This window comes from Stenotrophomonas sp. YJH_SMC_105-26 (assembly GCF_059368915.1).
This window is the reverse complement of the sequence record NZ_JCAFSD010000001.1, coordinates 456464-483371: the sequence shown is the minus strand read 5'-3', so window position 1 is coordinate 483371 and position 26908 is coordinate 456464. Positions and strand designations below refer to the sequence as shown.

Below are 26908 nucleotides of genomic sequence, written 5' to 3'. Positions count from 1 at the left end.
CCTGGGGCCCTGCGGGGCCCCTCATCATTCTTGGAGGAACGCGTATGGCGTCCACTAACCAGAATCTAGACGTAGTACTGCGGGTCAACACGACGGGCTTCCGTACCGCAATGGCGGAGGCCAGCCGCCTGGCAACGCAGAATCTCAAGACACTGCGCGCGGAGGCCGAGCGGACGGCCGCCGCGCTGGTGCGCGTGCATGCGGCACCGGAGGGCGCAACGGGCAAGGCCGCGACAAAGGCAAAGGCCAACGTCGGCGGCGATGTGCTCGGCAGCGGCTTGAAGGAGCTTGGTAGCGGCCTGCTGACGGCCGCCGGTGGCCCATGGGGCATCGCCATCGCGTCGGTGCAGAAGCTGGGCGAAGCGTACCTGGACATGGTCAAGGCGTCCGAACGTGCGCGCAGCGAGTACAAGGAGCAGATGCAGTCGCTGCAGCAGATGTCGTTCTCGATGGACCAGGCCGGCCTGGGCATGGGCGCGGGCACGCTGCCCCTGGAGCAGGCGGTCGCCACGCTGCATGAGCAGGCCAGGGCGCTGCGCGAGCTGGAGGCACGCGAGAAGGCGCTGCAGGGCTCGGTCGTCCATTGGGAAGGCCGAGTGAGTCATGGCCAGCGATCGGGACGGGAAGGGGCGGGCCTGAGTGCAGCCTCGGACTACGCCGAGCTGGAGAAGGCCAGGGCGAACCTGGAAGCGTTCCAGGCGGAGGTCGCGCCGGTCCAGGAGAAGTTCCGGGGCCTGAAAGAAACGATCAGGGGCGCCCTCGACGAGAAGCTGTTCAATGCGATTGCCGCGGCCATCCAGAACGTGGACAACCAGACGCTTGACCAGCTCATCGCGTCTCTGGGTGCGACGCAATGGAACGCATTGAAGGCGACCGATGCCTTCAACGGCATGCTGGGCGCCATGCGCGGAGAGGCGTGGCGGGACGAGGTCGAGTGGATCCGGCTGACCCGTGGCGAGTACGCGGCCTGGATGGCTGAACGCGGCGCGGAGATCAACGCAAGGGGCGGCCCGGACAAGATGGACCCGGCCCAGCGCGCAGAGTTCAACAGGGATGCCGCGCGCAAGAAGGCCGACATCGAACGCAAGGCCCAGTTCCGCGAACAGCAGCAGGCCGCCCAGCAGTCGGTCAGGGGCGTGCACGAGCAGGCTGATGCGTACGCCGGGCTGATGGATCGCATCGAGAAGCAGATCGCCCAGGACCGGGTGCGGCAGAAGCTGAAGGAGGGGATGACAGAGGCGGAAAAGCTGCAGGTCACCCTCCTTGACGAGATGGAGCATGCCGAGAAGAAGCTCAGCGAGCAGAAGCAACTGCGGGTGAAGGCCTCGCTGGACGCCGCGGTGGCCCTGGCCAAGGAAGCGGCAGCCGCTGAAGCGTCGAAGAAGGCCCAGCAGGATCTGCTGAAGCTGCAGCGGGAGCTCCAGCAGGCGGCGCATGCACAGCAGCGCGGCAACGATCAGGCGCTGTTCGGCATCGGCCATGGCGCAGCGAGCGTGGATCGCATGCAACGCCGTTCCGCTCTGGATGAGGATCGAGACAATCGAAAGCGCGCGCTGGACGACGAGTCGCGTGGTGAGGACGGCAAGGTCATCGAGTCGGAGCGCTACAGAGCCCGGCTGGCCGAGCTCGATGCATTCCATGAACAGTCACTGCAACGCGAGGCAGAGTTCCAGGAGAACAAGAAGGCATACCAGTCCGATTGGAAGAACGGCGCAATGCGGGCGTTCGAGGACTATGCCGATGCCGCGGCCAATGCCGCCGAGTTGAGCCACGGCGTCTTCAGTAATGCATTGGGCGGGTTGGAAGACAGTCTGGTCAAGTTTGCCCAGACCGGAAAGCTGTCCTTCTCCGACCTCGCCGACTCGATCATCGCCGATCTGGCGCGCGTGGCAGCCAAACAGATGGTCAGTGGGCTGATCAGTTCGATCGGGCAGATGTTCGGACCGAAGATCACCGGTTTTTCCATCGGCGGCTATACAGGCCCAGGGGGCAAGTACGAGCCGGCCGGCATCGTCCACAAGGGCGAGGGCGTGCTCAGCCAGGAAGACATGGCTGCGCTCGGCGGCCCATCGGCATTCTTCGCCCTGCGCACTTCGCTGCGAACCGGCAATGGCCTGTCCGGTGGTGATAGCGGGGGTTATGTGCAGGTACCGATCGCCCGTGCCGGCGAGGGTGGGATGAATGTGGAAATCAACAACTACGGCGAAAGCCGGGTCAACACCCGGGAAGAGCGGCAGCGCATGCCCGATGGCAGCGAAGTACGGCGGCTGGTGATCGACATCGTGGGCGACAGCCTCAACGGTGGTGAGCTGGGCGCCATTGGACGGGCCCGATACGGATGGACGGAGGCAGTGGGATGAGCAGTTGGCCAGAATATGCAGAAATCCGCTTTGCGGATTACGGCGAGGAGATCGTCGCTTCGGAAGAGCGGACCGAGATGGAGCGCGGCCCCAGCAAGATGCGCGCGCTCAACAGCCGGGTGATGAAGAACGTGTACGCCTCGGTGCAGTTCCGCACCGCGGCTGACGCCGAGGCATTCGAAGCGTGGTACCTGCACGATGTCGGTCGCGTCGGCTGGTTCACGATGGAGCACCCGCGGACCGGGCAGCCGATCAGCGCCCGCTTCCCGCAGGGCATCGGCCGCCTGGTGCCACTGAACACCCGGTTCCGCTTCTCCAAGCGCGATCTTGTACTGGAGTACATGCGATGAGTTCCTTCCATGAGCGCCGCCAGCGCCTGGCCGACACCCAGGGACCGCTGATGCTGTTGGAAGTGTCGGCGCCGTCGATGCCGGAGGTGTTGCGGATCGTCAACGACAACGTCAACTGGACCAGCAACGGCAAGGAGTTCATTGCCGCACCGTTCGGCTTCCAGCTTCCCGACGATGTCAGTGGACAGGCACCGCGCGCGCAGCTGGTGATCGACAACATCGGCCGCGCACTCACCGAGGACCTGGAAGGGCTTGCCCCCGGAGAGATGGTGACCGCACGGTTGATGCTGACCGATCGCGCCGATCCGGATGCCATCGAGGCCGAGTACGACCTGCCGATGACCCAGGTGTCGGTCAACACGCGCACGGTCAGTGCCCAGTGTGGTGTCGACTTCCTGATGCGCCAGCAGGCCGTGCTGCTGCATGCCAATCCGTTCACGCTGCCGGGAATCTTCTGATGCGCCTGGTCGACGTCGAGCGATGGGTGGGCATCCCCTATGACGAAGCAGCGTGCGACTGCGCCGACCTGGTGATGCAGGTGCAGCGGGCGCTGTTCGCCCGTGAAGTGGCACTGCCCGGACGCCGGCCGCGCGGGCGGCGCGGCTCGGCCGAGCTGGGCGCATTGTCGCGCGCGCAGGCGGTACCTCGCGAGGGCCCTCCACAGGACGGCGACCTGGTACTGATGATCGAACGCGGACAACACAACCCCGGCCACGCCGGGGTTTTCTTTTTCCTGGCTCATGAGGGCTGGGTCTTGCACAGCAACGAAACGAACGGCTGCAGCGTGCTGCACCGCGTTCGTGACCTGCCCGGATTTGGGCTGAGGATCGAGGGATACTACGCATGGAACTGACACCACAACCGGCGGTCGACGGCCGCCTCATCATCACCCCGCACCCGGTGCTGCTGGATGGCCAGCGCAACGTGCCGGTCGAACTGCGCCCGGGTGAAAGCCTGTACGCATTCCTCATGCGCCATGTAGACGGGCTCGATGGCCGCGCATGGCAGGTCTGCGTTGACGGGCTGGAGGTGCCGCGCGAGCAGTGGATGCACACGCGACCGCGCCATGGCCAGTTGATCGAAGTGCGCAGCGTGGTGGGCAAGGCGGTGATTCCGCTGGTGGCGATGATCGCGCTGACCTATTTCACCTTCGGCATCGGCACGCTGGTGGCCGGTTCCGCGTGGGGCGCAGGCGCCATCGCAGGCACGTACGGCACGCTGGCTGCATCCGCGGTCTACGTGGCCGGCAGCGTGCTGATCAACAAGGTTCTCACGCCGAAGCCGCCCAAGCCCGGTGGTGGCGGTGTCGCCGACACGGCGTATTCCCTGGCAGCGCCGCGCAACCGTGTGCGCGCCTATGAACCGCTGGGCCTGCTGTTCGGTTCCACGCGCCTCGCTCCGGACCTGATCAGCCGCCCCTATACCTGGTTCGAGGGCGATGAGCAGTACGTCGGCCTGACCCTCAGCCCGGGCATCAACGTTGGCCGGGTGGAGGCCCTGCAGAACGGTGATTCAGCGCTGTCCAGCTACGAAGGCGTACGCACCTGGTTCCGCGGCTTCCCGCAGATGCCCGACGAAGCGATTCCGCTGTACAGCAACGCTGATGTGATTGAAGGCGCGCAGCTGCTCGATACCGGCAGCGATGCCAAGCACGTGGCCAGCCCGTGGGTGGAACGCACCAGCTCCGCTGACTCTCTGCGCCTGCAGGTGAACATCGAGTTCCGGCTGTGGGATACCACGTCCAAGGGCAAGGACAAGGACAACCGCGAGCAGATCCAGATCCAGTACCGGCCGGTCGGCTCCGATGCCTGGCAGTCGTTCGGCAATTACAGCGTCGTGGGACGCACGCAGAAGGCGCGCCGCGTCAGCTACGGCCGCGACGTGGAGCTGGGCCAGTACGACGTGCGCGTACGCGTGGCCGGGCAGAACACCGATGGCAGTGGCGCGCAGGCGAATTTCACCTGGACCACGCTGGTCAGCGTGCAGCGCGACGACGCCAGCCATGCCGGCATTCCTGCCATCGGCCTGCAGATGAAGGCGTCCGGCCAGCTCAATGGCACCCCGGATGAGATCCGCTGCGTGGCTCATGCGCGACCGATTCCGGTGTGGAAGGGTGAAGCGGCCGGCTGGGTGACCGAGGAAACCAGCAACCCGGGCGCACAGATCCTGGCCTACGCGCGTGGCATCCATGATGAGAACGGCAAGCGCATCGCCGGCCTGGGCATGGCCGACCGGCGCATCGATATCGAAAGCCTGAAAGCCTTCATGCTGCACTGCGCGGACAACGCGCTGGGCTACGACTACTGGCTGACCGAGGTGCGCAGCCACCAGGCAGTGCTCGACGCCATCGCGCTGGCCGGCTTCGGCCAGGTGACCTGGGCCAAGGGCCGGCTGGGCGTGGCCTGGGCGGCCGATGAGCAGCCCCTGTCCGGCGTGGTCAACATGGCCACGATCAAGAAGGGCCAGTTCCAGGTCGATTACACCCTGGCCAACGCTGCCGACGGCATCGAGTACAGCTACCTGGACCGCCGCACCAGGAAGGCGGCGACGCTGCGCGTGCCGGCGCCGGGCGTGGAGGTGATGCTCAATCCGGCCAAGATCACCGGTGAGGGCGTCAGCTCCGAAGCCCATGCCGCGATGCTGGCGCGTTGGCATCTGGCGCAGAGCGTCTATCAATACAAGTCGATCAGCTACAGCACCGACATCGAGCACCTGGCCTACTCGCGGTTGTCGGTGCTGGCGTTGCAGCACGACCTGACCCAGTGGGGCTTCGGTGGCCGCCTGATCGATGCCGCCGTCGACGCTGCAGGCGTTGCCACGCTGCAACTGGACGAGACGGTCCCGGCACCTTCGCTGGGCAGTGCGTTCATCGGCCTGCGTATTCCAGGCGAGCGTGTCTACCGCGTACTGCGCGTGGTTCCGGGCGCTGAGCCAAGTGACAGGCTGGTGCTGGCCGATCCGTGGCCGGCAGATGCACCGCTGCCGGGCCACAACGACGGCAATCCTGCACACGACACGATCTGGATCTACGACTTCAAGCAGACGCCGGGTACCCGCGTGCGCGTGACCGGCATCCGCCCGGAAGGTGACCTGAAGGGCGCCGCTGTGGAGGTGGTGCAGGAGGGGCCCGAGTTCTGGCACTACGTGCGGACCGGGCAGTATGTGCCGCCGTCGAATGAATCCTCGCTGCAGACCCGGCCGGTGGCCAGCAATCTGAAGGTGGTCGAGCGCCAGGTCAGCCGGGGTGGCAGCGTGCATACCGAACTGCAGGCCAGCTTCGATATCAGTGGACCCACCGGCGAAACGCGGGTCCTGTCCGATCCAGACGGCAATGCCGCGCTGGAGGAAGTGGCACGCACCACCACGCGATCAGCGAGCTGGGCGATTCCCGGAGCGGGTACCTATCCGGTGGTCGTTCGTCCGTACAGCCCCGATGGCCGTGCCGGCGTTGCCGTGTCCACCCAGTACACCACGCTGGGTGCCGATGCGCCGCCGGTCCTGGTCGATCTGTTCGACATCGAAGAGCTCAGCGGTGGCGTGCGCCGGTATGTGTGGGGCTTCTCCGGCGACACCGTGCAGTCGGCTGATTTCGCCGGCGTGGAGATCCGCTATACCGCCGGCAGTATCGACAACCCGCTGTGGGAGCACATGACCCCGCTGGGCGATGCCGGTGGCTTCTTCACCTCCGCAATCGAAGCCGTATTGCCAGAGGCGGGCAGCTGGACGTTTGCGTGCCGCAGTCGCAACACCGCTGGCGTGCTGTCCGTCGGTGCCCGCTACCTGCGACGCTCGCTGGGGCGCAATACCGGGCAGACGCTGGAGGGAATCGGCGGTGTGGTCGAATCGGTCAAGCAGGACCTGGGCAAGGAAATCAACGCCCGCATCGACAGCGACCTGGCCGCCGCCACCCGTGCAGCCGAGGCGCTGCGTAGCGAATCGCTGCGCCTGCAGGACCAGATCACCGCCAGCGCCCAACGACTTGCCGGCCAGGCCGAACGGCTGGACCAGCAGGCGCAGGCGCTCAAGGCGAGCCTGGCGCGCGAAGTGCTGGACCGTGCTGCCGGCGATCTGAATACCCGCACCGAGCTGACCACGGCGGTGACCCGCGAAACCAGCGAGCGCCGGTCGGATGTGGAGAACCTGACCCGCATGGTGAGCCAGCTGTCGGCAGGCAGTGGCGTGCAGTTCGACAGCAAGCGCATCTGGTACTTCGACAGCAGCGTGGAAGGTTGGGGCGCGAATGGCGGCAGTCCAACGCTGGTGGAGGGCTGGCTGCGCCCGGCCAACCATGCCAGCGACGCCTTCGTGACGAGCCCGCGCGGCCAGGATGTCCAGGGCGCGGCGCACCGCTTCGTCAAGCTGCGCATCCGCAAGGTGGGCAGTCCTGCCTGGGACGGGCGCCTGCTGTGGAATGGTCCCGGCCAGTCGTGGGACAACGCACGCATGGTGCAGTTCGCGGAGCCAAGCTATGACAGCAACGGCATCGCGACGCTGGACGTGGACAACATTCCATGGAACGGGACCATCGTCGACCAGATCCGCCTGGATCTGTCCAAGGCGCAGACCGATGCCGACTACTTCCTGCTGGACTGGGTGGCGATCGGTCGCCCGACGCCGGGTGCGTCGGTGGCCATGCTGCAGGACGAAGCCACTGCACGCGTCGCAGCAGACAGCAGCGAAGCGGGCCGGCGCGAGTCGCTGGCCGTGCAGTTGCGCGGCAGCTACGAGGGCGGTGACCTGGCAGGGGTTAGCCAGGGCCTGATCGCGGCCGAGAAGACTGCACGGCTGAGTGGCGACCAGGTCAACGCGCAGTCGATCCAGGCACTCCAGGCACGGATGCCGGCAGGCACCGGCGCGCTGGCCACCGGTGCCAGTGTCAGCAGCCTGCAGCAGGCGATGGTGACCGCTGACACCGCGCTGGGGCGGCGCGTGGACAGCCTCGATGCCACGATGGGGGACAAGATCGGATCCAGCGCCTTCAATGCGTTGAAGACCGAAGTCGGGCAGCTCGATGGCCGGGTTACCAGCAGCAGCCAGGACCTGGTGCAGCTGAAGAGTCGCATGGAAGCGGTGATGGGCGCGGGCAGCAACCTCGCGCTCAATGGCGACTTCAACCTGGGCGCTGGCACCGGCTGGACGTTCTTCAACACCACCGCAGCATCGGTGGTGCGCGAGGGCCGCGGCAACAGCCTGTGCTGGAAGGCGGAGCCCTATGCGGGCGGAAGCAATACGGTGGTCAGCGCCGCGGTCAATGAGGGGCGCGTCATCACCCTGACCGCCGGCCGTCGCTATCGAGTGTCGTGCTGGACGCGGACCAGCGAGGACTTCGACGGCACCGCCGACAATACCAAGCTGCGCGTCGCCGACCACAACGGCAACCTGATGGGCGGCGCCACGCAGTCGTTCCCGAAATCGGCGGACTGGGTCAAGACCGAGACCTTCGTGACGTTGCCGCCTACCGGCACGGTGCAGGGCATCAAGGTCACGATCAATCGCAATGGCACGGCCGGCACGTTGTGGCTGGACGATCTGTGGGTGGAGGATGTGACCGATGTCGACGCGAACGCTGCGGCGGTCAGTGGCCTGTCGACCAGGGTGGAACAGATCGATGGCAAGCTGAGCAGTGCCGCCGAGGACGTCACCCGGCTGGCCTCGGGCATCGGCAACATGGTGGCCTACAACATCATCGCCAACGCACATATCCTCGCCTGGCCCACCGGTGGCCCCCGAGCATCGGGTGTGTACCGTGCCAATGGCAGCATCGTGCCGGGCATGGGCGCCAACCGGGGGCTGCGGGTGGGCATCATCAATGCGGACAACAGCATCACCGATACGGCGGTGTTCGATACCCATGGCAATCTGCAGAGCGAGTCGGCCCGCTTCAACACCTGGTACGACCAGACGCTGAAGGACAACCAGTACTTCATTGCCTATACGTCCGATGCAGTGGGGGCGATCAGTAGTGCCAGCAACAGCGACACCAGTGGCCTGCGCACCCGCCTGCTGGACGCGGGCCTGTCACAGGAAAACCTGGCGGCCCTGTCGGGGTCGCGGATGCTGGTGATGATCGGGCGGCGCAGGAGTGGTGCCGGCGGTGGCAGGCAGATCCTGTCGCCCTTGCCGGAGACCGGCCGTACTGGCATGTGGGTGGAAATGACCGTCACCGTGCTCAATGGCGTGCCGACCGGATCGCAGGATTCGTCGATGCTCGATCGTACGGCGCGGAGCAATGCGGACGCATTGACCGGGCTGCGCACCGACGTCAGCAAGCTCGGTACCGACCTGGTGTCCGCCGCCGACAGCCTGACCAGCCTGGCCGCGCGGGTCGACACCTCGGTGACCAGCAGCGACAACGTGCTGCGCAACAGTAACTTTGCTGGCAGTGCCGCCTGGTGGACGCTGACCCGTACCGTGTCGGCCAACACCGTGGAGTGGGTGAAGGCATCGGGCCAGAGTGGTGATGCGTTGCTGATGACGCATGGGCCGCAGGCCGGGCAGAATCCGGCCATCACGGCCAATGACGCGCGGTGGCTGCCCGTTGTTGCCGGCAGGTCGCGGCGGTACCGCCTGGTGATGGTCGCCCGCGCCTTCGACGATGCGACGGCGACCCTGGTCTGCCGGCTGCGCGTGCGGACCAGCGGGGTGAGTGAAAGCCATGCCGACGTGACGCTGAACCTGTCCGATGCGTCCTGGAAAACCTACACGGCCGAATGGTCTGCCGCGCAGGATCGCAACGAGATCATGCCGCAGGTGCATCTGACCAACGCCGGCGGCAAGGTGCTGTTCGACCGGATCGAGTTCTACGACATCACCGATGCGCAGGACATCGCCGGCAACGCGACGGCCATCGCCAACCTGCGCAGCGACGTGGTGCAGCTGGGCGATCGTGTCACCAGCAGTGCGTCCAGTGTGCTCAAGCTGCAGTCGGACGTGCAGTCGGTCCTCAATGGCAGCGACAGCCTGTTCCCGCTGGGTGCGTTCGAAACGTTCCAGGATGGCCAGCTGCTGGGCAGTGCGGCGGGCACGATCTACACCGTCCGCGCCGATGCTCGCCGGACCGGTGAGCGCGGTCTGGATGTGAACGTTGCGGCCAACACCAGTCCGAACACCAATGCGGACCTGTACCTCGGGCAGTGGACCCCCATCACCGGCAATCGCCGCATCTATGTGGAGTACTACGCCCGCCTGCATCCGGACAGTATCCAGCCGACCGGTGGTTCCATCCGGGTGGGCTGGCAGACCACCAACGAAGCCAACGCGGAGAATTCCTGGCCCTTGCAGGCTTACGCACTGGCCTCGCTGCGCAAGGATGGCTGGACCAAGGTCAGCGGTTACCTGGACACCGCCGCGTCTGCGGCGAAGTGGCGGATGCTGGTCAGCATTCCGGGAGGAAGTGGTGCGCGCGAAGTGGGCGTGCGCGTGCAGGTGGACGACATCCGCATGATCGATGTCACCGACGCCTACGCCGCGCAGCAGAGCGCCGCTGCCACGGCCACCGCGGTGACCGCGCTGACCACCAAAGTCGATCAGCAGGGCACGAAGGTCGACGCGCAGGCGCAGCAGCTCACCGACCTGTCCAGCGGGCTGAAGGGCGTGCTCAACACCGGAAGCGGCCTGCTGCCCAATCCCGACTTCGCCGAAGGGCTGGGGGGGTGGACGGCATCGGCGGCGGCCAATGGGGCGGTGTGGAGTACGGTCAACGGCGACGGACGCCCAGGTGTGCTGCTCAACCGCTACACGAACGTGAATCCGACCCTGCAGGCCAACGGTGGCAAATGGGTGCCGATCAACGGCGCGCGCCGCCTGCGGGTGATCGTCCGCGCCTGCGGTGCTGGCGGCGCCAACAATCTGCTGGTGCGGATGTATCGCAAGAATGCGGCAGGCCAGCAGTCCTACCAGGATCTGCGTGCCGTGTTCGCGGTGGAGGCGTTCGAGACCCGATCGTTCGACTTCGATGCCTTCAACAGCGGCATCGATGCCTGGCGCTTGAACCTCTATGTTCATCCCGACAACGGTCAGGTGCGGGTGGACAGCGTCCAGGTCTATGACATCACCGACCAGGTGGCCAACGATGCCAATGCCTCGGCCATCACGGGGCTGAGCACCTCGGTAAGCCAGCAGGGCACCAAGCTGGACACCACCGCGCGTGACCTGACCCAGCTCAAGACCCAGGTGGGCGATGTATCGGCCAGCGGCTTCTCGCAGCTGAACAGCCAGGTCAGCCAGCAGGGTACGCAACTGACTGCGCTGTCCGGGCGGATCGATGGCGTGCAGGCCTCACTGGGTGGCAAGGCGGATGCAGCCGTGGTCACCAGCATGCAGGCGCAGGTCAAGAATCTGGGCGCCGGTGGCAACCTGCTGATGAACACCACGTTCCCCTTCTGGCAGCGCTCGGGGTGGGGCTGGGGCAGTAATCCGAACGGGCGGTGGACCGAACTGGGCAACCCCACCGGCGATGACAACTGGCATCCGCAGGGGATCTTCGGGCTGGGCGCGGTGACGCCCGGCGTCGTCGCAGCAGGCGAAATGGCATGGTGGGGAACCGAGTACGACATCGCCATCGAAGGCGGCAAGACCTATTGCGCGTCCGCCTGGATCAATACCCATCGCGTGGAAGCCAAGCTGGAGATGACGTTCTTCGATGCGGCCGGCAATCACCTGGGGCTGGTGCACAGCCCTGGCGTGAGGAGCGATACCGGAACCCCGATCACGCTCGACCGCTTGACGCGCACGTTCCTGATCACCAAGGCGCCCGCCACGGCGACCTTCGCTCGCTTTCGCGTGATCGTGATCGGCACCGGTGGAAACACGCCCTATTTCTGGATGTTCCGCCCGATGCTCAGCCAGGTGGACGCGGCAGCAACCGCCCCGCCCACCTGGTCGGCCGGAGGCACCGAGTCTTCCGCGCAGTGGTCGGTCAACGTCCGTGCAGATGGCCGGGTAGGGGGCGTGCAACTGGCGTCCAGCGGCCAGGTCTCGCGTTTCGATGTGGTGGCCGACGCGTTCAGTGTCAGTGCCCCCGGTGGCGGGCGTCGTACCGAGTACAGCGATGGCAACTGGCGGGTCTATGACGAAGCCGGACGCCTGCGCGTGCGCATGGGCGTGTGGTGACCCGTGCACCTGCCCGTCGCGGTGGGTGCCCTGCATGAAAACCGTTCGGGCCGCCGGTGGATGCGGCCCTTTTTTTGGAGATCCAACATGAAGTTCAACGCACGTCTTGTCCTGCTGACCCGCGCAGTGGAGCAGTCGGGGGTGGTCAATCTGCATTTCCGGCCGGAGGGCGAGAACCTTCTTCCGCAGATGGTGATCCCGGTATCGCCGCTGGATGCGTATGCCTTGAAGTTCGGGGCACTGTACCGGTTCGAGGCGATCGAGGTGGAAGAAGCGCTGCCCATTGAAACAGCCGCTGGCTGAGACCGGGCGGTTGCAGTGGTGCTGGATATGACCGGGTACTGACCCTTCACGGGCCAGGCGCCGCAGGCGGCAGCGGCGATTCAGGGCGCTGGCCCGAAGCCCGGTATACTGGCGCCCTTTCAGGCCCCGGCCCCCAGGAACCCCTGCCATGCCGGCAGGGGCCCAGGCCCCCAGAGTCCCGCGATTCCATGTCCCAGCTGAACCCCAAAGTCGGCTTCGTCAGCCTTGGCTGCCCGAAGGCCCTCGTCGATTCCGAGCGCATCCTCACCCAGCTCCGCTCGGAAGGCTACGACATCGTCCCGTCCTACGATTCGGCCGACGTGGTGGTGGTCAACACCTGTGGCTTCATCGATTCGGCGGTGACCGAGTCGCTGGATGCCATTGGCGAGGCGATGAACCAGAACGGCAAGGTCATCGTCACCGGCTGCCTGGGCAAGCGCCCTGAGCAGATCCGCGAGGCGTACCCCAACGTGCTGGCGGTGTCCGGCCCGCAGGATTACCAGAGCGTGATGGAAGCGGTGCATGAAGCACTGCCGCCCAAGCACGATCCGTTCGTGGATCTGGTGCCCGACTACGGCATCAAGCTGACCCCGCGCCATTACGCCTACCTGAAGATTTCCGAAGGCTGCAACCACAAGTGCAGCTTCTGCATCATTCCGTCGATGCGCGGCAAGCTGGTCTCGCGCCCGGTGGATGAGGTGCTGCGCGAAGCCGAGCGCCTGGTGCGTGGTGGCGTGCGTGAGCTGCTGGTGGTTTCGCAGGACACCTCTGCCTACGGCGTGGACGTGAAGTACGCCGAGAAGATGTGGCGCGACAAGGCCTACCAGACCCGCCTGAAGGCGCTGTGCGAAGGCCTGTCCGAGCTGGATGCGTGGGTGCGCATGCACTACGTCTACCCGTATCCGCACGTGGACGAAGTGGTGCCGCTGATGGCCGAGAACCGCATCCTGCCGTACCTGGACATCCCGTTCCAGCATGCGAGTCCGCGCATCCTGCGCCTGATGAAGCGCCCCGGTGCGGTCGAGAAGACCCTGGAGCGCGTGCAGAACTGGCGCCGTATCGCGCCGGACATCACCGTGCGTTCGACCTTCATCGTCGGCTTCCCGGGCGAGACCGAGTCCGAGTTCGAAGAACTGCTGTCGTTCCTCGACGAAGCGCAGCTGGATCGCGTGGGCGCGTTCGCCTATTCGCCGGTCGAGGGGGCCACCGCCAACGATCTGCCCGATGCTGTGCCGGAGGAAGTGAAGCAGGAGCGTCTGGCCCGCTTCATGGAGAAGCAGGCGCAGATCTCCGCCGCACGCCTGGAGGCCAAGATCGGCACCGTGCAGCAGTGCCTGGTCGACGCCATCGAAGGCGATATCGCCGTGGCCCGTTCCAGGGCCGATGCGCCGGAGATCGACGGACTGGTGCACATCCAGAACGCCGACCAGGTGCCGCTGCGCGTGGGCGACTTCGTCGACGTGGAAATCACCGAGAGCGACGAGCACGACCTGTACGGTGACGCGCTGCCCGCCGCTCCCCGCCCGGCATTCGACCTCAAGATGCTGTGACCGCAGCGACGACCGCCGCCAATGACGGGGGCGGCGTCCGGCGCTTCGTACCGCCGCCACGTGCGGCGATCGATCCGCAGGTGTTCGCGCAGCCGCTGTTTGCCGGGCTGCAGGATTTCCGTGATCTGCTGGATGGCCCCCACTGGCCGTCCATCGCGGCGCTTGACGCACGCCTGTCCCTGCCGGGTTGGCAGCTGGTCGAACAGGATGCCGCGTTGCTGGCCGATGGCCTGCACTACGAGGCCCGCATCGCGCAGGGGCGCATTGCCACCCGTGCCGACAACTGGCACGACCTGTTCAACGCGCTGGTGTGGGCCTCCCACCCAAAGCTCAAGCGGGCACTCAACGTGCAGCAGTGCCGGCATATCGAAGCCATGCCACCCGGCCAGCGCAACCGCGCGCAGGCCGCCTTGACCCAGTTCGACGAAACCGGCGTGATCGTGCGTGTGGGTGATGTCACGCTGCTGCGCGCGTGGGATGGGCATGACTGGCCTGCGTTGTTCGAGCCAACGCGCTGGCAGAGCGGTGACATCGCCATTGCCGCGGTATTCGGGCACGCGTTGATGGAACAGGCACTGCTGCCGGGGCGATTGCTGGTGGGCAAGTGCGTGGTGGTGCAGGGTGATGCCGATGCTGCCTGCGTTGACGCGGTGACTGCGGCCATTGCCGAAGGCAGGGCAGTGACCGATCCGCTGCAGCTGCGGCCCCTGCCGTTGGCGGGTATTCCTGGCTGGCACGGCGTGCAGGATTCCGCCTTCTATCGCAATGCCGATTATTTCCGCCCGTTGCGTGCAGGGCGCACATACCCGCCGCCGTTGTAGAGCCGAGCCCATGCTCGGCTGTGTTTGCCCACCAGCCGAGCATGGGCTCGGCTCTACAACGGCAGCGAGGTCGGGCATGACTCGACTCTACAACGGCGCGTACTCCACCCCGATCACCGCAAAGGTGAATTGCCCGCCGGGCAGCTCCACCGAGAATTCATCATCCAGTCGCTTCTTCAGCAGCGCCCGCGCCAACGGCGAATCGATGCTGATCCAGCCCAGCCCGGCATCGGTCTCATCCGGCCCGACAATGCGATAGCGGCTGGTCTCGCCACTGTCCACATTCTCCAGTTCCACCCATGCGCCGAAGAACACCGCCAGCGGGTCGGTCGGCGTGGTGTCGACCACGCGCAGTGATTCCAGCCGCTTGGTCAGGTAGCGCACGCGACGGTCGATCTCGCCCAGCTGCCTCTTGCGATAGGTGTATTCGGCGTTCTCGGAGCGGTCACCTTCCGCGGCGGCCGCGGCCAGTGCCTTCACCACCTCCGGGCGGCGCACGCGCCACAGCTCATCCAGTTCGGCCTTCAGCCGGGCATGCCCGGAGGCGGTGATCAGGGCCGTGCTTTTTTCTGCGGGGGGACGCCAACGCGACATGCAATACGACTTCTTTTCTGGATGACGAACGGGGAGCGGGGTCGGAGCCCTCCCTGGCGGGGGGGATCCGACCCTGGGGTCAGATCCCTTTCCAGCGGAAAGGGCTCTGACCCCGGCCGTGGCAGATCAACGCTTTCCGCCGAAGATGCCACCCAGGATGCCGCGCACGATCTGGTTGCCCAGCTTGGTGCCGACGGTGCGCGTGGTCTGCTTGGCCATCGTCTCGATCATGCCCTGGCGGCGCTTGGTGCCGAAGATCGCATCCTTGATCGCCTGGCCGAAACCGCCTTCCTGCGCTTCGTCCTGTTCGCGGCTGCGCGCGGCCGGCGCCTGCGCCTGTTCGACAGTCTTCTGTGCACGCTGGGCCAGCAGTTCGGCGGCCGATTCGCGGTTGATCGCGGTGTCGTAGCGACTGCCGACCGGGCTGCCGGCACGCACCTGGGCGCGTTCGGCTTCGGTGATCGGCCCCATCCGGCAGCGTGGCGGCGCGATCATGGTCTGCTGCACCGGCATCGGGATGCCCTTGTCCTGCAGCGTGGAGACCAGGGCCTCACCAGTGCCGAGCTGGCTCAGTACCTTGGCCACGTCCAGCTTCGGGTTCGGCACGAAGGTTTCGGCCGCGGTCTTCACCGCCTTCTGGTCGCGCGGGGTGAACGCGCGCAGTGCGTGCTGCACGCGGTTGCCGAGCTGGCCGAGGATGTTGCCTGGCACGTCGTCGGGGAACTGCGAGCAGAAATACACGCCCACGCCCTTGGAGCGGATCAGGCGCACCACCTGCTCGATGCGCTGCACCAGCGATGGCGGCGCATCGTCGAACAGCAGGTGTGCCTCGTCGAAGATGAAGACCAGCTTCGGCTTGTCCAGGTCGCCCACTTCCGGCAGCTGCTCGAACAGCTCCGACAGCAGCCACAGCAGGAAGGTGGAGTACAGCTTGGGCTTGAGTACCAGCTGGTCGGCGGCGAGGATGCCGATCATGCCGCGGCCGTCGTGGTTGACCCGCATGATGTCGGCCAGCTCCAGCGCAGGTTCGCCGAAGAAGTGCTCGCCACCGTCCTGCGCCAGGCGCAGCACCGAACGCTGGATCGCGGCGATCGACTGCGCGCTGACCAGGCCGTACTCGGTGGAGATGTCCTTGCGCTCCTCGGCGACGAGGCCGAGCAGGGCGCGCAGGTCGTCCATGTCCAGCAGCAGCAGGCCGCGGTCGTCGGCCAGCTTGAACACGATGTCGAGCACGCCGGACTGGGTGTCGTTCAACTCGAGGATGCGCGCCAGCAGGGTCGGGCCCATTTCGCTGACGGTGGTGCGCACCGGGTGGCCCAGCTTGCCGTACAGGTCCCAGAAGAGGGTGGGGCTGGCGGCCGGCGCATAGTCGGCCACGCCGATCTCGGCGGCACGCTGGAGCAGGTTCTCGGCGCCGCTGCCGGGCACGGCCAGGCCGGAGACATCGCCCTTCACATCGGCCAGGAACACCGGCACGCCCAGTCGCGAGAAGCCCTCGGCCAGCGTCATCAGGGTCACGGTCTTGCCGGTACCGGTGGCGCCGGCCACCAGGCCGTGGCGGTTGCCGAGTTTCGGCAGCAGGGTGACGGCAATATCGTCGGTAATGCCTTTGCCGAGCAGAATCGGATCCATGGTCCAGCCCTTGTGATGAATAGCCCAATGTTAACCGCCGGCAGTGACGGTCCGAAGGTCGGCTTGCCCGGACCTTGGCGGCGCCGCTACTCTGCCTGCCTGTTTCGCACACAGTGCCATCAATGCCCGTTCCTGTCCTGATTTCCCGCGGTTGGCCGCTGCTGGCCCTGGCCGGCCTGGTTTCCCTGGCGCCCGACGCCCATGCGCAGCGGGTTTCGGCCCGGGACAAGGTGAAGGTGGATGCGCTGCAGCAGCGCATGACCGTCGCCGAAAAGCGCTACAGCGACGCCCTGCTGCTGGTCGCCAATGCCGACCCCAAGGGCAGCAACGAGGCCGACGCCGCGCTGGAGGACATGGAAGATGTCCTCAACGACTGCGTGAAGCAGAAGGGCTGCCAGATGGGCACCCTGCTGGCCAGCTACAAGCGCCTGCTCAAGCACGACGCCGATGCCGCTGCCAGCGATGACGTGGCCGACGAGGGGGGGGACCGCCTGGAAGCCGACCCGGATCACATCGGCCCGCTGACCGCGGATGTGCCCGAGGCCGCGCGCGCTGCCGCGCTGCTGAACGACAAGCGGCACGCCTTCGACAGCATGGTCGAGTACAACCCGGCGGTGCAGGCCGGCATCCGTCGCTGGCTGACCGACATGCGTCCGGCGCTGCTGACCAGCTACGAGAACTACCAGAACCTGCGCGCGGTGATGTGGCCGGAGTGGGAGAAGCGTGGCCTGCCCGAGGCGCTGCTGTTCGGCATCATGGCCAAGGAATCCAACGGCCGCGTGCACGCCTCCTCGCGTGCCGGCGCCGCCGGCCTGATGCAGTTCATGCCGGCCACTGGCCGTCGCTTCGGCCTCGGCCCGGATGGCACCGGCTTCGACACGCGCTTCGATGCGCGCAGCGCCGCCGAGGCCAGCGCCAGCTACCTCAACGAACGCCTGCGCGAACTGAACAACAACGTGGAAATGTCGGTGGCCGCCTACAACGGTGGCGAAGGCCGTGCCGCACGCGTGTTCAAGCAGAGCGCCGGCCAGAGCTTCTGGACCGACAGTGTCTACAACCAGTTCCCGGGCGAGACCAAGGACTATGTGCCGATGGTGATTGCCGCGGCCTGGATCTTCCTGCACCCGCAGCAGTATGGCGTGGAGTTCCCGAAGATCAGCGCGCAGCCGGCCACGCTGCGCCTGGCCAAGTCCACCACCATCTATGAACTGACCATCTGCCTGGGCAGCCACGGCACCCGTGATGGCTACATGCGCGCGCTGCGCAACCTCAACCCGCGCTATGAAGCCGATGGCTGGATTCCGGCCGGCACCCTGATCAACGCCACCACCCGCATCGCCGGGCTGTACCAGCGCAACTGCGTCAGTGGCCCGCGTGCCGACCTGGCCCGCACCCTGATCACCGCCGATCTGAACGCGGCGATCAAGCGCCCGACCGCGGCCAGCTACACCGGCAGCGTCGCCGTGGGCGGCGTGGTGCCGGTGGCCGACGCTGCGGCCTCCACCAGTGTGCCGACCACGCCGGTGGCGGCGGTGGCGACGCCTCGCCCGGCGCCGGCCGCGCGCCCGAAGCCGGTGCGCAGCCACAAGGTGGGCAAGGGCGAGACCCTGGGCGCCATCGCGGCGAAGTTCCAGTGCGACGTGCCGACCCTGGCCCGCGCCAACGGCCTGAAGGCCCCGGCCTACAGCCTGCGTCACGGCCAGACGCTGAAGCTGCAGGGCTGCGACAAGTAATTCCCCCGACCCCTGGAACCCACATGGATCTCGAAGACACCCGCAACCTGTTCGCCAACCTCCGCGAAAACACCGACTGGGACATCAACGGCCCGTTGCTGTGGGGGTACTTCTTCGTGCACTCCACTGCTGAGCCGTTGCAGGCACTGGCAGAGCACCTGCAGGCGCAGGGCTACACCTTCGTGGAACTGTTCGAACAAGATCCGGAAGAGGGTGACGCGCCGTTCCACGTGCTGCATGTGGAGCGCGTGGAGATCCACGACGAAGCCTCGCTGGACCGTCGCAACCAGGAATTCGCAGCGCTGGCCGCGGAGAAGGGCGTGGAAGACTACGACGGCATGGACGTCGGCCCGGCCCCGGCCCTGCAGTAACGCGCGTACCGGTAGTGCCGGCCGCTGGCCGGCATCCCGTTGTGGAAAAGGGGACGGAGGGGATTAAGTCGTTTATGCATAAACGACTTAATCCCCTCCGTCCCCTTTTTATCAGCGCAGCTTCGCCAGGGCCTGGCCCAGCTGTACCGGGCTTTCGGCGCCCAGCTGCGGGGCGAATTCGGCCACGCCCGGCGGCAGCAGCACGATCACGGTCGAGCCGTAGTTGAAGCGTGCCATCTCGGCGAAACGCTCCAGCCTGATGCCCTGGCCGCGGTAGTCCTTGCGGGTGATGCGGTCGCCGTAGTGCGGAATCTCCTCGCCGCTCCACACGGTTTCCACGCCGGACACCAGCAGTGCACCGACCATCACGCTGACCATCGGGCCGAAGCTGGTATCGAAATGGCAGACCAGGCGTTCGTTGCGTGCGAACAGGCGCGGTACGCCGTTGACGGCCGCCGGGCCGACACTGAACAGGCGCCCTGGCACGTGCACGGTTTCACGCAGGGTGCCGGTCCAGGGCATGTGCACGCGGTGGTAATCGCGCGGGGACAGGTACACGGTGGCGTACAGGCCGTCGTTGTACGGCTTGGCATCCTCGGCGCCGCCCAGCAGTTCGGCGGCGGTGAACGACTGGCCCTTGGCCTGGAAAATGCGGCCGGCCTCGATCCTGCCGAGCTGGCTGATGCGGCCGTCGGCCGGCATCACCAGGCTGCGCGGATCGGCATCGGCCACGCGTGCGCCCGGCTTCAGCGCACGGGTGAAGAACTGGTTAAAGGTCGAATAGCTGCGCGGGTCCGGGTTGGCCGCTTCGTCCAGGTTGACGTTGAACTTGCGGGTGACCGTGTCGATCAGCCAGCGCGACACGCGCGGATCGTCCGAGTACGCCAGCGAACGCGCCATCGAGGACAGCAGGCGGTGGGGCAGGGCATACGTCAGGGCGGTGGTGAGGCTCATGGGGCGGTTTTCTCGGTCAGCTTCTGCAGGTCGCGGGCGATCGCCGGCGCGTTGAACGGGGGGCGTACCAGGCCGGCGAGGCGGCCCTGCGGGTCGAGCACGGCCAGGCTGGCCGAATGCTCGACGGTGTAATCCTCGGGGTTCTCGTCGAAATGCTTGCCCGGCACCTTCTGGAACACGAAGCCCAACGAGGTGGCGAAGCGCTCCAGCGAGGGAACGTCAGCGGTGGCGGCCAGGGTGTCCTTGTGGAAGCCGTGCACGTACTCGCCCAGCCGGGTGGCGCTGTCGCGGTCGGGGTCGACCGAGATGAACAGCACGCGTGGGCGCAGGCTGTCGGGCAGGGCTTCCCACTGGTTCTGCGCGCCGGCCAGCGCGGTCAGCGTGGTCGGGCAGACGTCCGGGCAGAAGGTGAAGCCCAGGAACACCAGGGTCCAGTGGCCCTTCAGTTCGCCCGGGATCAGGCGGGTGCCGTCGGACTGGGCCAGGTTGAAGTCAGGCAGTTCGCGCGGCTGCGGGTACAGCGTGATCGCTTCGGTGGCCGGGGCATTGGCCGGCGGCTTCGGCGCGAACACCTGCTGGGCGGCCAGCAGGCCGAGACCCGCCGCCAGGGCGATCAGCAGGATGATGCCGGCGTTGCGATTGAACATGGGGGCTCCCGCGCGAAGTGGGCCCCATCATACCGGCTGTGGCCCGAATCGTTTCCGCCGCAACGGATGCCGCCACGGGCGCCAGCCCCTATAATCGGGGGCCACTTTGCCCGCAGTACCGCCATGACCGCTGAAACGGCCGCCGAACTCCACACGATCATCGATCTGATCCGCTACGGCACCAGCCGTTTCAACGAAGCCGGGCTGACCTTCGGGCACAGCTACGACAACGCGCTGGACGAGGCCACCCAGCTGGTGCTGCACAGCCTGCACCTGCCGCACGACCTCGGCCCGGCCTACGGCCAGGCGCGCCTGCTGCAGGCCGAAAAGCTGCGCGTGCTGGAGCTGTTCCAGCGCCGCATCGATGAACGCATCCCGGCCGCCTACCTGACCGGTGAGGCCTGGTTTGCAGGATTGAGCTTCAAGAGCGACAAGCGCGCCCTGGTACCGCGCTCGCCGATCGCCGAACTGATCGAATGCGGCTTCGAGCCGTGGCTGGCCGGCCGCGACGTGTACCGTGCACTGGATCTGTGCACCGGTTCGGGCTGCATCGCCATCGCCATGGGCCACTACTACCCGAACTGGCAGGTGGACGGCGTCGACCTGAGCGACGATGCACTGTCGCTGGCCGAAGAAAACAAGGAGCGCCTGCAGGCGCACAACGTCACCCTGATCAAGTCGGACCTGTTCAACGGCCTGTCCGGCCGCCACTACGACCTGATCGTCACCAATCCGCCATACGTCACCAACGACGAGACCGATGCCCTGCCGCAGGAATACTCCTACGAGCCGGAGATGGGCCTGCGTGCCGGCGACGACGGCCTGGACCTGGTGCTGAAGATCCTGCGCGATGCCCCGCTGCACCTGAGCGAGGACGGCCTGCTGATCTGTGAAGTGGGCGAGTCCGAGCAGCATCTGGTCAAGCTGCTGCCGGAAGTCGATTTCGCCTGGATCGAATTCAAGGTCGGCCAGATGGGTATCTTCGCGGTTGAATGCCGCGAGCTGATCGCCCACAGCGCACGCATCACCGAACTGGCGGCGCGCCGCCCGTGAGCTCCAATTCGTTCGGCAAGCTGTTCACCGTCACCACGTTCGGCGAGTCGCACGGGCCGGCCATCGGCTGCGTGATCGATGGCTGCCCGCCGGGGCTGGCGCTGGACGCGGCCGAATTCGCCCACGACCTGCAGCGCCGCGCCACCGGCAAGAGCCGGCATACTTCGGCGCGGCGCGAGGCCGACGAGGTCGAGATCCTGTCCGGCGTGTACGAGGGCCTGACCACCGGCACCCCGATCGCGCTGCTGATCCGCAACACCGACCAGCGCAGCAAGGATTACGCCAACATCGGCCAGCAGTTCCGGCCGGGCCATGCCGACTACAGCTACTGGCACAAGTACGGCATCCGCGACCCGCGCGGTGGCGGCCGTTCCTCGGCACGCGAGACCACCATGCGCGTGGCCGCTGGCGTGGTCGCCAAGAAGTGGCTGGCCGAGCGCTTCGGCGTCACCGTGCGTGGCTACCTGTCGCAGCTGGGCGACATCACCCCGGCCGGTTTCGACTGGTCGGCGGTGGAAGACAACCCGTTCTTCTGGCCGCACGCTGCACAGGTGCCCGAACTGGAGGCGTACATGGACGCGCTGCGCAAGTCCGGAGATTCGGTCGGCGCGCGCGTGGACGTGGTCGCCGACAATGTGCCGCCGGGCTGGGGTGAGCCGATCTACGGCAAACTCGACGGTGAACTGGCTGCCGCGCTGATGAGCATCAACGCGGTGAAGGGCGTGGAGATCGGCGACGGTTTCGCCAGCGCCGCGCAGAAGGGCACCGAACACCGCGACCTGCTGACCCCGCAGGGCTTCGCCAGCAATCATGCGGGTGGCATCCTCGGTGGCATTTCCACCGGCCAGCCGGTGGTCGCCTCGATCGCGTTGAAGCCGACCTCCAGCCTGCGCCTGCCGGGCCCGTCGCTGGATACGTCCGGCAACGTGGTCGAGGTGGTCACCACCGGCCGCCACGACCCCTGCGTCGGCATCCGCGCCACCCCGATCGCCGAGGCGATGGTAGCGATGGTGCTGATGGACCAGGCGCTGCGTCACCGCGCGCAGTGCGGCGATGTGGGCACGATCACCCCGCGCATTCCCGGGCAGATCGATGGCTGACACGCGGCCGACCGTGTGGGTGAGCCAGCCGCTGATCGACGCGGCCATCGCGCCGCTGCGCGATCGCGTGCAGCTGCGCAGCACCGACACCGTCACCGCCTGGGCCCCGGACCAGATCGCCGGACAACTGGCCAGCGCCGACGGCGCGATCATCACGCTCAACGAGCGCATCGGCGCGGCCCAGGTGGCCGGCGCCGCGCAGCTGCGGGTGATCGCCAATGTCGGGGTGGGCTACAACAACCTGGACGTCGACGCGCTCAGCGCGGCCGGCATCCTGGCCAGCAACACACCGGACGTACTGACCGAAACCACCGCCGATCTCGGTTTCGCCCTGCTGATGGCCACCGCGCGCCGCATCACCGAGTCCGAGCGCTGGCTGCGCGAAGGGCAGTGGCAGCAGTGGTCGTTCCAGACCATGCTCGGTGCCGATATCCACGGCAGCACGCTGGGCATCCTTGGCATGGGCCGCATCGGCCAGGGCATCGCCCGTCGCGGCGCGCACGGTTTCGGCATGAAGGTGCTGTACCACAACCGGTCGCAGCTGCCGGCGGCGACCGAGGCGGAAGTGGGCGCGACCTATGTGGACCTGGATACGCTGCTGGCACAGTCCGACCACCTGCTGCTGGTGCTGCCGTACACGCCGGCCTCGCATCATCTGATCGATGCCGCCGCACTGGCGAAGATGAAGCCGTCGGCGACGCTGGTGAATATCGCCCGCGGTGGCCTGGTCGATGAGATCGCGCTGGCCGATGCGCTGGCCAACGGTCGCCTGGCTGCGGCGGGTCTGGATGTGTACGAAGGCGAGCCAACGGTACGCCCGGAACTGCTGGCGCTGCGCAACGTCGTGCTCACTCCGCATATCGGCAGCGCCTCGCTGGCCACGCGCACGGCGATGGTACAGCTGGCCGTGGATAATCTGCTTGCCGGGCTCGGCCTGGACGGCGGCCCGTCGCGGATGCCGAGCGCGATCAACGCTGACGCGGCGATGGCCGCGCGCGTGACGCTGGGCAAAAAAACCGGGAAACGATAGGGAACCTCCGCGCGCCCCGCTTGAGGAGGTTCCCCGAACCCAGCTGTCGTGCGTGTTTTTCCCCATTCCCGTTTTCGTGAGAGTTCCCCCATGAGCAATGCACAGCGCAGTTTCCACGTCGCCGTTGTCGGTGCCACCGGCGCCGTCGGCGAGACCATGTTGTCGATCCTGGCCGAGCGTGATTTCCCGGTCGGTACCCTGAGCGTCCTGGCCTCCGAGCGTTCGGCCGGTGGCGAGATCGAGTTCAACGGCCAGAAGGTCACGGTCCAGGACCTGGCCACCTTCGATCCGGCCGGCGTCGAGATCGCGCTGTTCTCGGCCGGTGGCAGCGTGTCCAAGGAATACGCACCGAAGTTCGCCGCCGCAGGTGCGGTGGTGATCGACAACTCCTCGGCCTTCCGTTACGACGATGACGTGCCGCTGGTGGTGTCCGAAGTCAACCCGGAACAGGTCGCCAACCGTCCGCGCGGCATCATCGCCAATCCGAACTGCTCGACCATGCAGATGCTGGTGGCGCTGGCGCCGCTGCACCGCAAGTACGGCATCGAGCGCATCAACGTCTCCACCTACCAGTCGGTGTCCGGCGGTGGTCGTTCGGCCACCGAGGAGCTGGGCAAGCAGACCGGCCAGCTGCTGAGCTTCCAGGAGATCGATCCGCAGCGCTTCCCGGTGCAGATCGCCTTCAACCTGATCCCGCACATCGACGACTTCCAGGACAACGGCTTCACCAAGGAAGAAATGAAGCTGATCTGGGAGACCCGCAAGATCCTCGGCGACGACAGCATCCTGGTGAACCCGACTGCAGTGCGCGTGCCGGTGTTCTACGGCCATTCCGAGTCGGTGGCGATCGAAACCCGCGACAAGGTCACCGTGGCCGAAGCACGTGCGCTGCTGGAGCAGTCGCCGGGCATCGAAGTGGTGGACCGTCACGAGGCCGGTGGCTACCCGACCCCGGTCACCCACGCCTCGGGCACCGACGCGGTGTACGTCGGCCGCATCCGTGAGGACCTGTCGCACCCGCGCGGCCTGAACCTGTGGATCGTATCGGACAACGTGCGCAAGGGCGCCGCCCTGAATGCCGTGCAGCTGGCCGAGCTGGTCGCCGCCGAGCAGCGCTGATCACAGCGGTTGCCTCACCGGTAGTGCCGGCCGCTGGCCGGCATTGCCGTGATGGCACGTGCGTGTCTGCCGGCCAGCGGCCGGCACTACCGAAGGTTCCCATCGGTGGGTGCGGACCGCGGTCCGCACGCTTTATAGTGTCGCCATGAATAAACGGGCCAGGGGCGCAAAGCGCCCCCTCCTCTATCTTTCCACCGCGCTGCTGGCCCTGGCCAGCAGTTCGGCGCTTGCCCTGGGCTTGGGCGACATCCGTGTCCTGTCCAAGCCGGGCCAGCCCCTGCTGGCCGAAATCCCGGTGGTCTCGGCCGATCCGTCCGAGCTGGAGAACCTGCGTGTCGCGTTGGCCTCACCGGTCACCTTCGAGCGCGTCGGCCTGCAGCGGCCGACCGGGCTGGTGGGCGAACTGCAGTTCGAACTGACCCGCAATGCGCAGGGCAGGGCAGTGGTGCGGGTGACCTCGCAGACGCCGGTCGAGACCCCGTCGCTGAGCTTCCTGATCGAGGCGGACTGGGGCCAGGGCCGCCTGGTGCGCGAGTACTCGGCGCTGGTCGATGCACCGTCCAGCGCACTGGCCGTGGCCGAGCCGGAAATCGTTGCACCCGCAGGTACGCTCTCCAACACCATCGCCCGTGAGGCCGCCCCGGCGCCCGCCGCCGCGGAGAGCGTGAGCGCGCCTGCGCCGTCCACCGCCACCACGCCGGCACCCGCACCGGCTCGCCCGCGTGCAGTGGCTGCACCCGCTGCCGCACCGGCAGCCGATGGCAGCGTTACCGTCCAGCGTGGGCAGACCTTGTCGCAGATCGCCAGCGTGGTGGCCCGCGGCAACCAGGTCAGCCGCGACCGCGTAATGATTGCGCTGCTGCGGGCCAACCCGGAGGCCTTCATCCGTGGCAACGTCAACCTGCTCAGGCAGGGCGCCGTGCTGCGCATGCCCGGCAGCGATGCACTGGCGGCGGTCGATGCCGCCGAGGCCGCCGCGCTGGTGCGCGAGCATGCCGCACAGTGGCGTCAGGCGCGCACCGTGCCGCAACCGGCGGGTACTGTCGCCCCGGTCGCCACGGCGGGAACCACGAACGCTTCTTCCCCGGCTGCGGCCACTGGGGCACGACTTGAAATCGCTCCGGCGCTGGCCTCCGACGCCGCGCACGCGGGCACAACCACCGGCACTGCAGCCGGCAGCGAGGGTGACATGCTGGGCAACGAACAACTGCGCCAGGCACGCGAGGACATCGCGACCCGCGATGCCGAGATCGGCGAGCTGAAGCAGCGGGTGGCCGACCTGGAAAAACTCAAGGAACAGCAGCAGTCGCTGATCGCGATGAAGGACAACGACCTGGCCGCGGCGCAGCAGCGCCTGGCGCAGGCACCGGATGCCCGCGATGCGGCAACGCCGTGGTACTGGCTGGGTCTGCCGGTGCTGTTGCTGGCGGCCGGCGCGGCCTGGCTGCTGCGTCGTCGCAAGCCGTCGCCACTGCCGCCGCTGCGCGAGGAAGGCGACGCCGCCGGCCTGGCCGCTGCGGTACCGGCCGGCGCGGCGCTGGATACGCTGGCCGAGCAGTCTTCGTGGTCGACGGCGGTGTCCGACAGTGGCCGCCAGGAACCGGCGATGCCTGCCTGGGCGACCGAAGCCGAGGTGCAGGATGACGTGGCTGCCGAAGCGGTCGCCGACGTCGCCGCCCAGACTGACTGGCAGGCGCAGACGCTGCGCGATGACGAAGTGGTGGAGCTGCCCGGGGCCGTGACCGACCTGCCGCGCTGGGACGAGCCGGTGGCCATGCAGGACACCCCCGTGCAGGATGAGCCGCCCGCGCAGGCGGTCCCTGACGAGATCGCAGTACCGGACTACGCGCTGCACGCCGAACAGCAGCCGCAGTTCCGCGGCGTGTTCGACCTGCCGGCCGAGCATCATGACGGCGGGGATTCGAGCGCGGCGCCGCACGACGCGCTGGCCGCGGCCGCGCATGAAGACGGTACTGCCGCGCCGGCCAGCGATGCCGGCTGGGCGCCGCGCGCCGGGCAGGAACGCCTGGAACTGGCCATCGCCTACCTCGACCTGGGCGATGCGCAGACCGCACGGACGTTGCTGCTGGAAGTGGCCGAGGGCGGCGACCTGCACTGCCAGGCCCAGGCTCGCGAACTGCTGGCCCGCCTGCCGTGACCGAACCCGCCGACAAGGACCG

Annotated in this window: 19 protein-coding genes; 15 read left to right on the top strand and 4 right to left on the bottom strand. The window is 67.1% G+C overall.

All coding sequences use genetic code 11. The annotated features are described in order from the left end of the window. The first annotated feature begins 44 nt into the window (after positions 1-44). From AC5P7F_RS02375 to AC5P7F_RS02340, 8 genes are all read left to right on the top strand, one after another. Positions 45-2360 carry a phage tail tape measure protein gene (locus AC5P7F_RS02375; RefSeq protein WP_164077433.1) on the top strand — a complete coding sequence of 772 codons (2316 nt, stop codon included), beginning with the start codon at positions 45-47 and terminating at the stop codon, positions 2358-2360. Beyond that, positions 2357-2710, top strand: coding sequence for a hypothetical protein (locus AC5P7F_RS02370; protein ID WP_014647906.1), 354 nt, complete (start codon positions 2357-2359; stop codon positions 2708-2710). The genes AC5P7F_RS02375 and AC5P7F_RS02370 overlap by 4 nt, the downstream gene beginning before the upstream one ends. Beyond that, positions 2707-3168 (top strand): DUF1833 family protein, encoded by a 462-nt coding sequence (locus AC5P7F_RS02365; RefSeq protein ID WP_014647905.1) that lies wholly within the window; start codon positions 2707-2709, stop codon positions 3166-3168. Before AC5P7F_RS02370 ends, AC5P7F_RS02365 begins: the two co-directional genes overlap by 4 nt. Further along, positions 3168-3563 (top strand): hypothetical protein, encoded by a 396-nt coding sequence (locus tag AC5P7F_RS02360; protein WP_014647904.1) that lies wholly within the window; start codon positions 3168-3170, stop codon positions 3561-3563. Before AC5P7F_RS02365 ends, AC5P7F_RS02360 begins: the two co-directional genes overlap by 1 nt. After that, positions 3554-11821: a host specificity factor TipJ family phage tail protein gene (locus AC5P7F_RS02355; protein WP_495204131.1), complete on the top strand. Its 8268-nt coding sequence runs from the start codon at positions 3554-3556 to the stop codon at positions 11819-11821. The genes AC5P7F_RS02360 and AC5P7F_RS02355 overlap by 10 nt, the downstream gene beginning before the upstream one ends. Positions 11822-11908: 87 nt before the next feature. Then, positions 11909-12124: a hypothetical protein gene (locus AC5P7F_RS02350; protein WP_069116148.1), complete on the top strand. Its 216-nt coding sequence runs from the start codon at positions 11909-11911 to the stop codon at positions 12122-12124. Positions 12125-12312: 188 nt separating this feature from the next. Next, the gene (rimO, locus tag AC5P7F_RS02345) at positions 12313-13674 is read left to right on the top strand and encodes a 30S ribosomal protein S12 methylthiotransferase RimO (protein WP_049442367.1); all 1362 of its coding nucleotides are present in this window, start codon (positions 12313-12315) and stop codon (positions 13672-13674) included. Beyond that, positions 13671-14495: a DUF3025 domain-containing protein gene (locus AC5P7F_RS02340; RefSeq protein ID WP_164077426.1), complete on the top strand. Its 825-nt coding sequence runs from the start codon at positions 13671-13673 to the stop codon at positions 14493-14495. The genes rimO and AC5P7F_RS02340 overlap by 4 nt, the downstream gene beginning before the upstream one ends. An 87-nt stretch (positions 14496-14582) precedes the next feature. Here the strand turns inward: AC5P7F_RS02340 and greB are convergent, their stop codons facing one another. Continuing rightward, on the bottom strand, positions 14583-15089 hold the full coding sequence (gene greB, locus AC5P7F_RS02335; protein WP_197641345.1) for a transcription elongation factor GreB: 507 nt from the start codon (positions 15087-15089) through the stop codon (positions 14583-14585). A gap of 126 nt (positions 15090-15215) precedes the next feature. Beyond that, entirely contained in the window at positions 15216-16721 is a 1506-nt protein-coding gene (locus AC5P7F_RS02330) for a helicase HerA-like domain-containing protein (protein ID WP_046431840.1), read from the bottom strand. A gap of 122 nt (positions 16722-16843) precedes the next feature. Between AC5P7F_RS02330 and AC5P7F_RS02325 the strand changes: the two genes are divergently transcribed. Beyond that, positions 16844-18454, top strand: a complete 1611-nt coding sequence (locus tag AC5P7F_RS02325) for a transglycosylase SLT domain-containing protein (protein ID WP_014647898.1) — start codon at positions 16844-16846, stop codon at positions 18452-18454. 23 nt (positions 18455-18477) lie between these two features. Further along, a complete protein-coding gene (locus AC5P7F_RS02320; RefSeq protein WP_046431838.1) occupies positions 18478-18825 on the top strand; it encodes a ribonuclease E inhibitor RraB in 348 nt (115 codons plus the stop codon). Positions 18826-18936: 111 nt separating this feature from the next. On the opposite strand, the gene asd is transcribed toward AC5P7F_RS02320, so the two are convergent. Together asd and AC5P7F_RS02310 are read right to left on the bottom strand one after the other, a co-directional pair. Beyond that, a complete protein-coding gene (gene asd, locus AC5P7F_RS02315; RefSeq protein WP_164077425.1) occupies positions 18937-19779 on the bottom strand; it encodes an archaetidylserine decarboxylase in 843 nt (280 codons plus the stop codon). Beyond that, on the bottom strand, positions 19776-20426 hold the full coding sequence (locus AC5P7F_RS02310; RefSeq protein WP_481462546.1) for an SCO family protein: 651 nt from the start codon (positions 20424-20426) through the stop codon (positions 19776-19778). The genes asd and AC5P7F_RS02310 overlap by 4 nt, the downstream gene beginning before the upstream one ends. Positions 20427-20549: 123 nt before the next feature. Between AC5P7F_RS02310 and prmB the strand changes: the two genes are divergently transcribed. From prmB to AC5P7F_RS02285, 5 genes are all read left to right on the top strand, one after another. Beyond that, a complete protein-coding gene (gene prmB, locus AC5P7F_RS02305; RefSeq protein WP_126411215.1) occupies positions 20550-21479 on the top strand; it encodes a 50S ribosomal protein L3 N(5)-glutamine methyltransferase in 930 nt (309 codons plus the stop codon). Further along, the gene (aroC, locus tag AC5P7F_RS02300) at positions 21476-22579 is read left to right on the top strand and encodes a chorismate synthase (RefSeq protein ID WP_014647893.1); all 1104 of its coding nucleotides are present in this window, start codon (positions 21476-21478) and stop codon (positions 22577-22579) included. The genes prmB and aroC overlap by 4 nt, the downstream gene beginning before the upstream one ends. Continuing rightward, a complete protein-coding gene (locus tag AC5P7F_RS02295; protein ID WP_041863663.1) occupies positions 22572-23609 on the top strand; it encodes a 2-hydroxyacid dehydrogenase in 1038 nt (345 codons plus the stop codon). The genes aroC and AC5P7F_RS02295 overlap by 8 nt, the downstream gene beginning before the upstream one ends. 90 nt (positions 23610-23699) lie before the next feature. Beyond that, entirely contained in the window at positions 23700-24728 is a 1029-nt protein-coding gene (locus AC5P7F_RS02290) for an aspartate-semialdehyde dehydrogenase (protein ID WP_014647891.1), read from the top strand. A 145-nt stretch (positions 24729-24873) separates the two neighbouring features. Continuing rightward, entirely contained in the window at positions 24874-26886 is a 2013-nt protein-coding gene (locus tag AC5P7F_RS02285) for a FimV/HubP family polar landmark protein (RefSeq protein WP_164077424.1), read from the top strand. Positions 26887-26908: the final 22 nt, after the last annotated feature.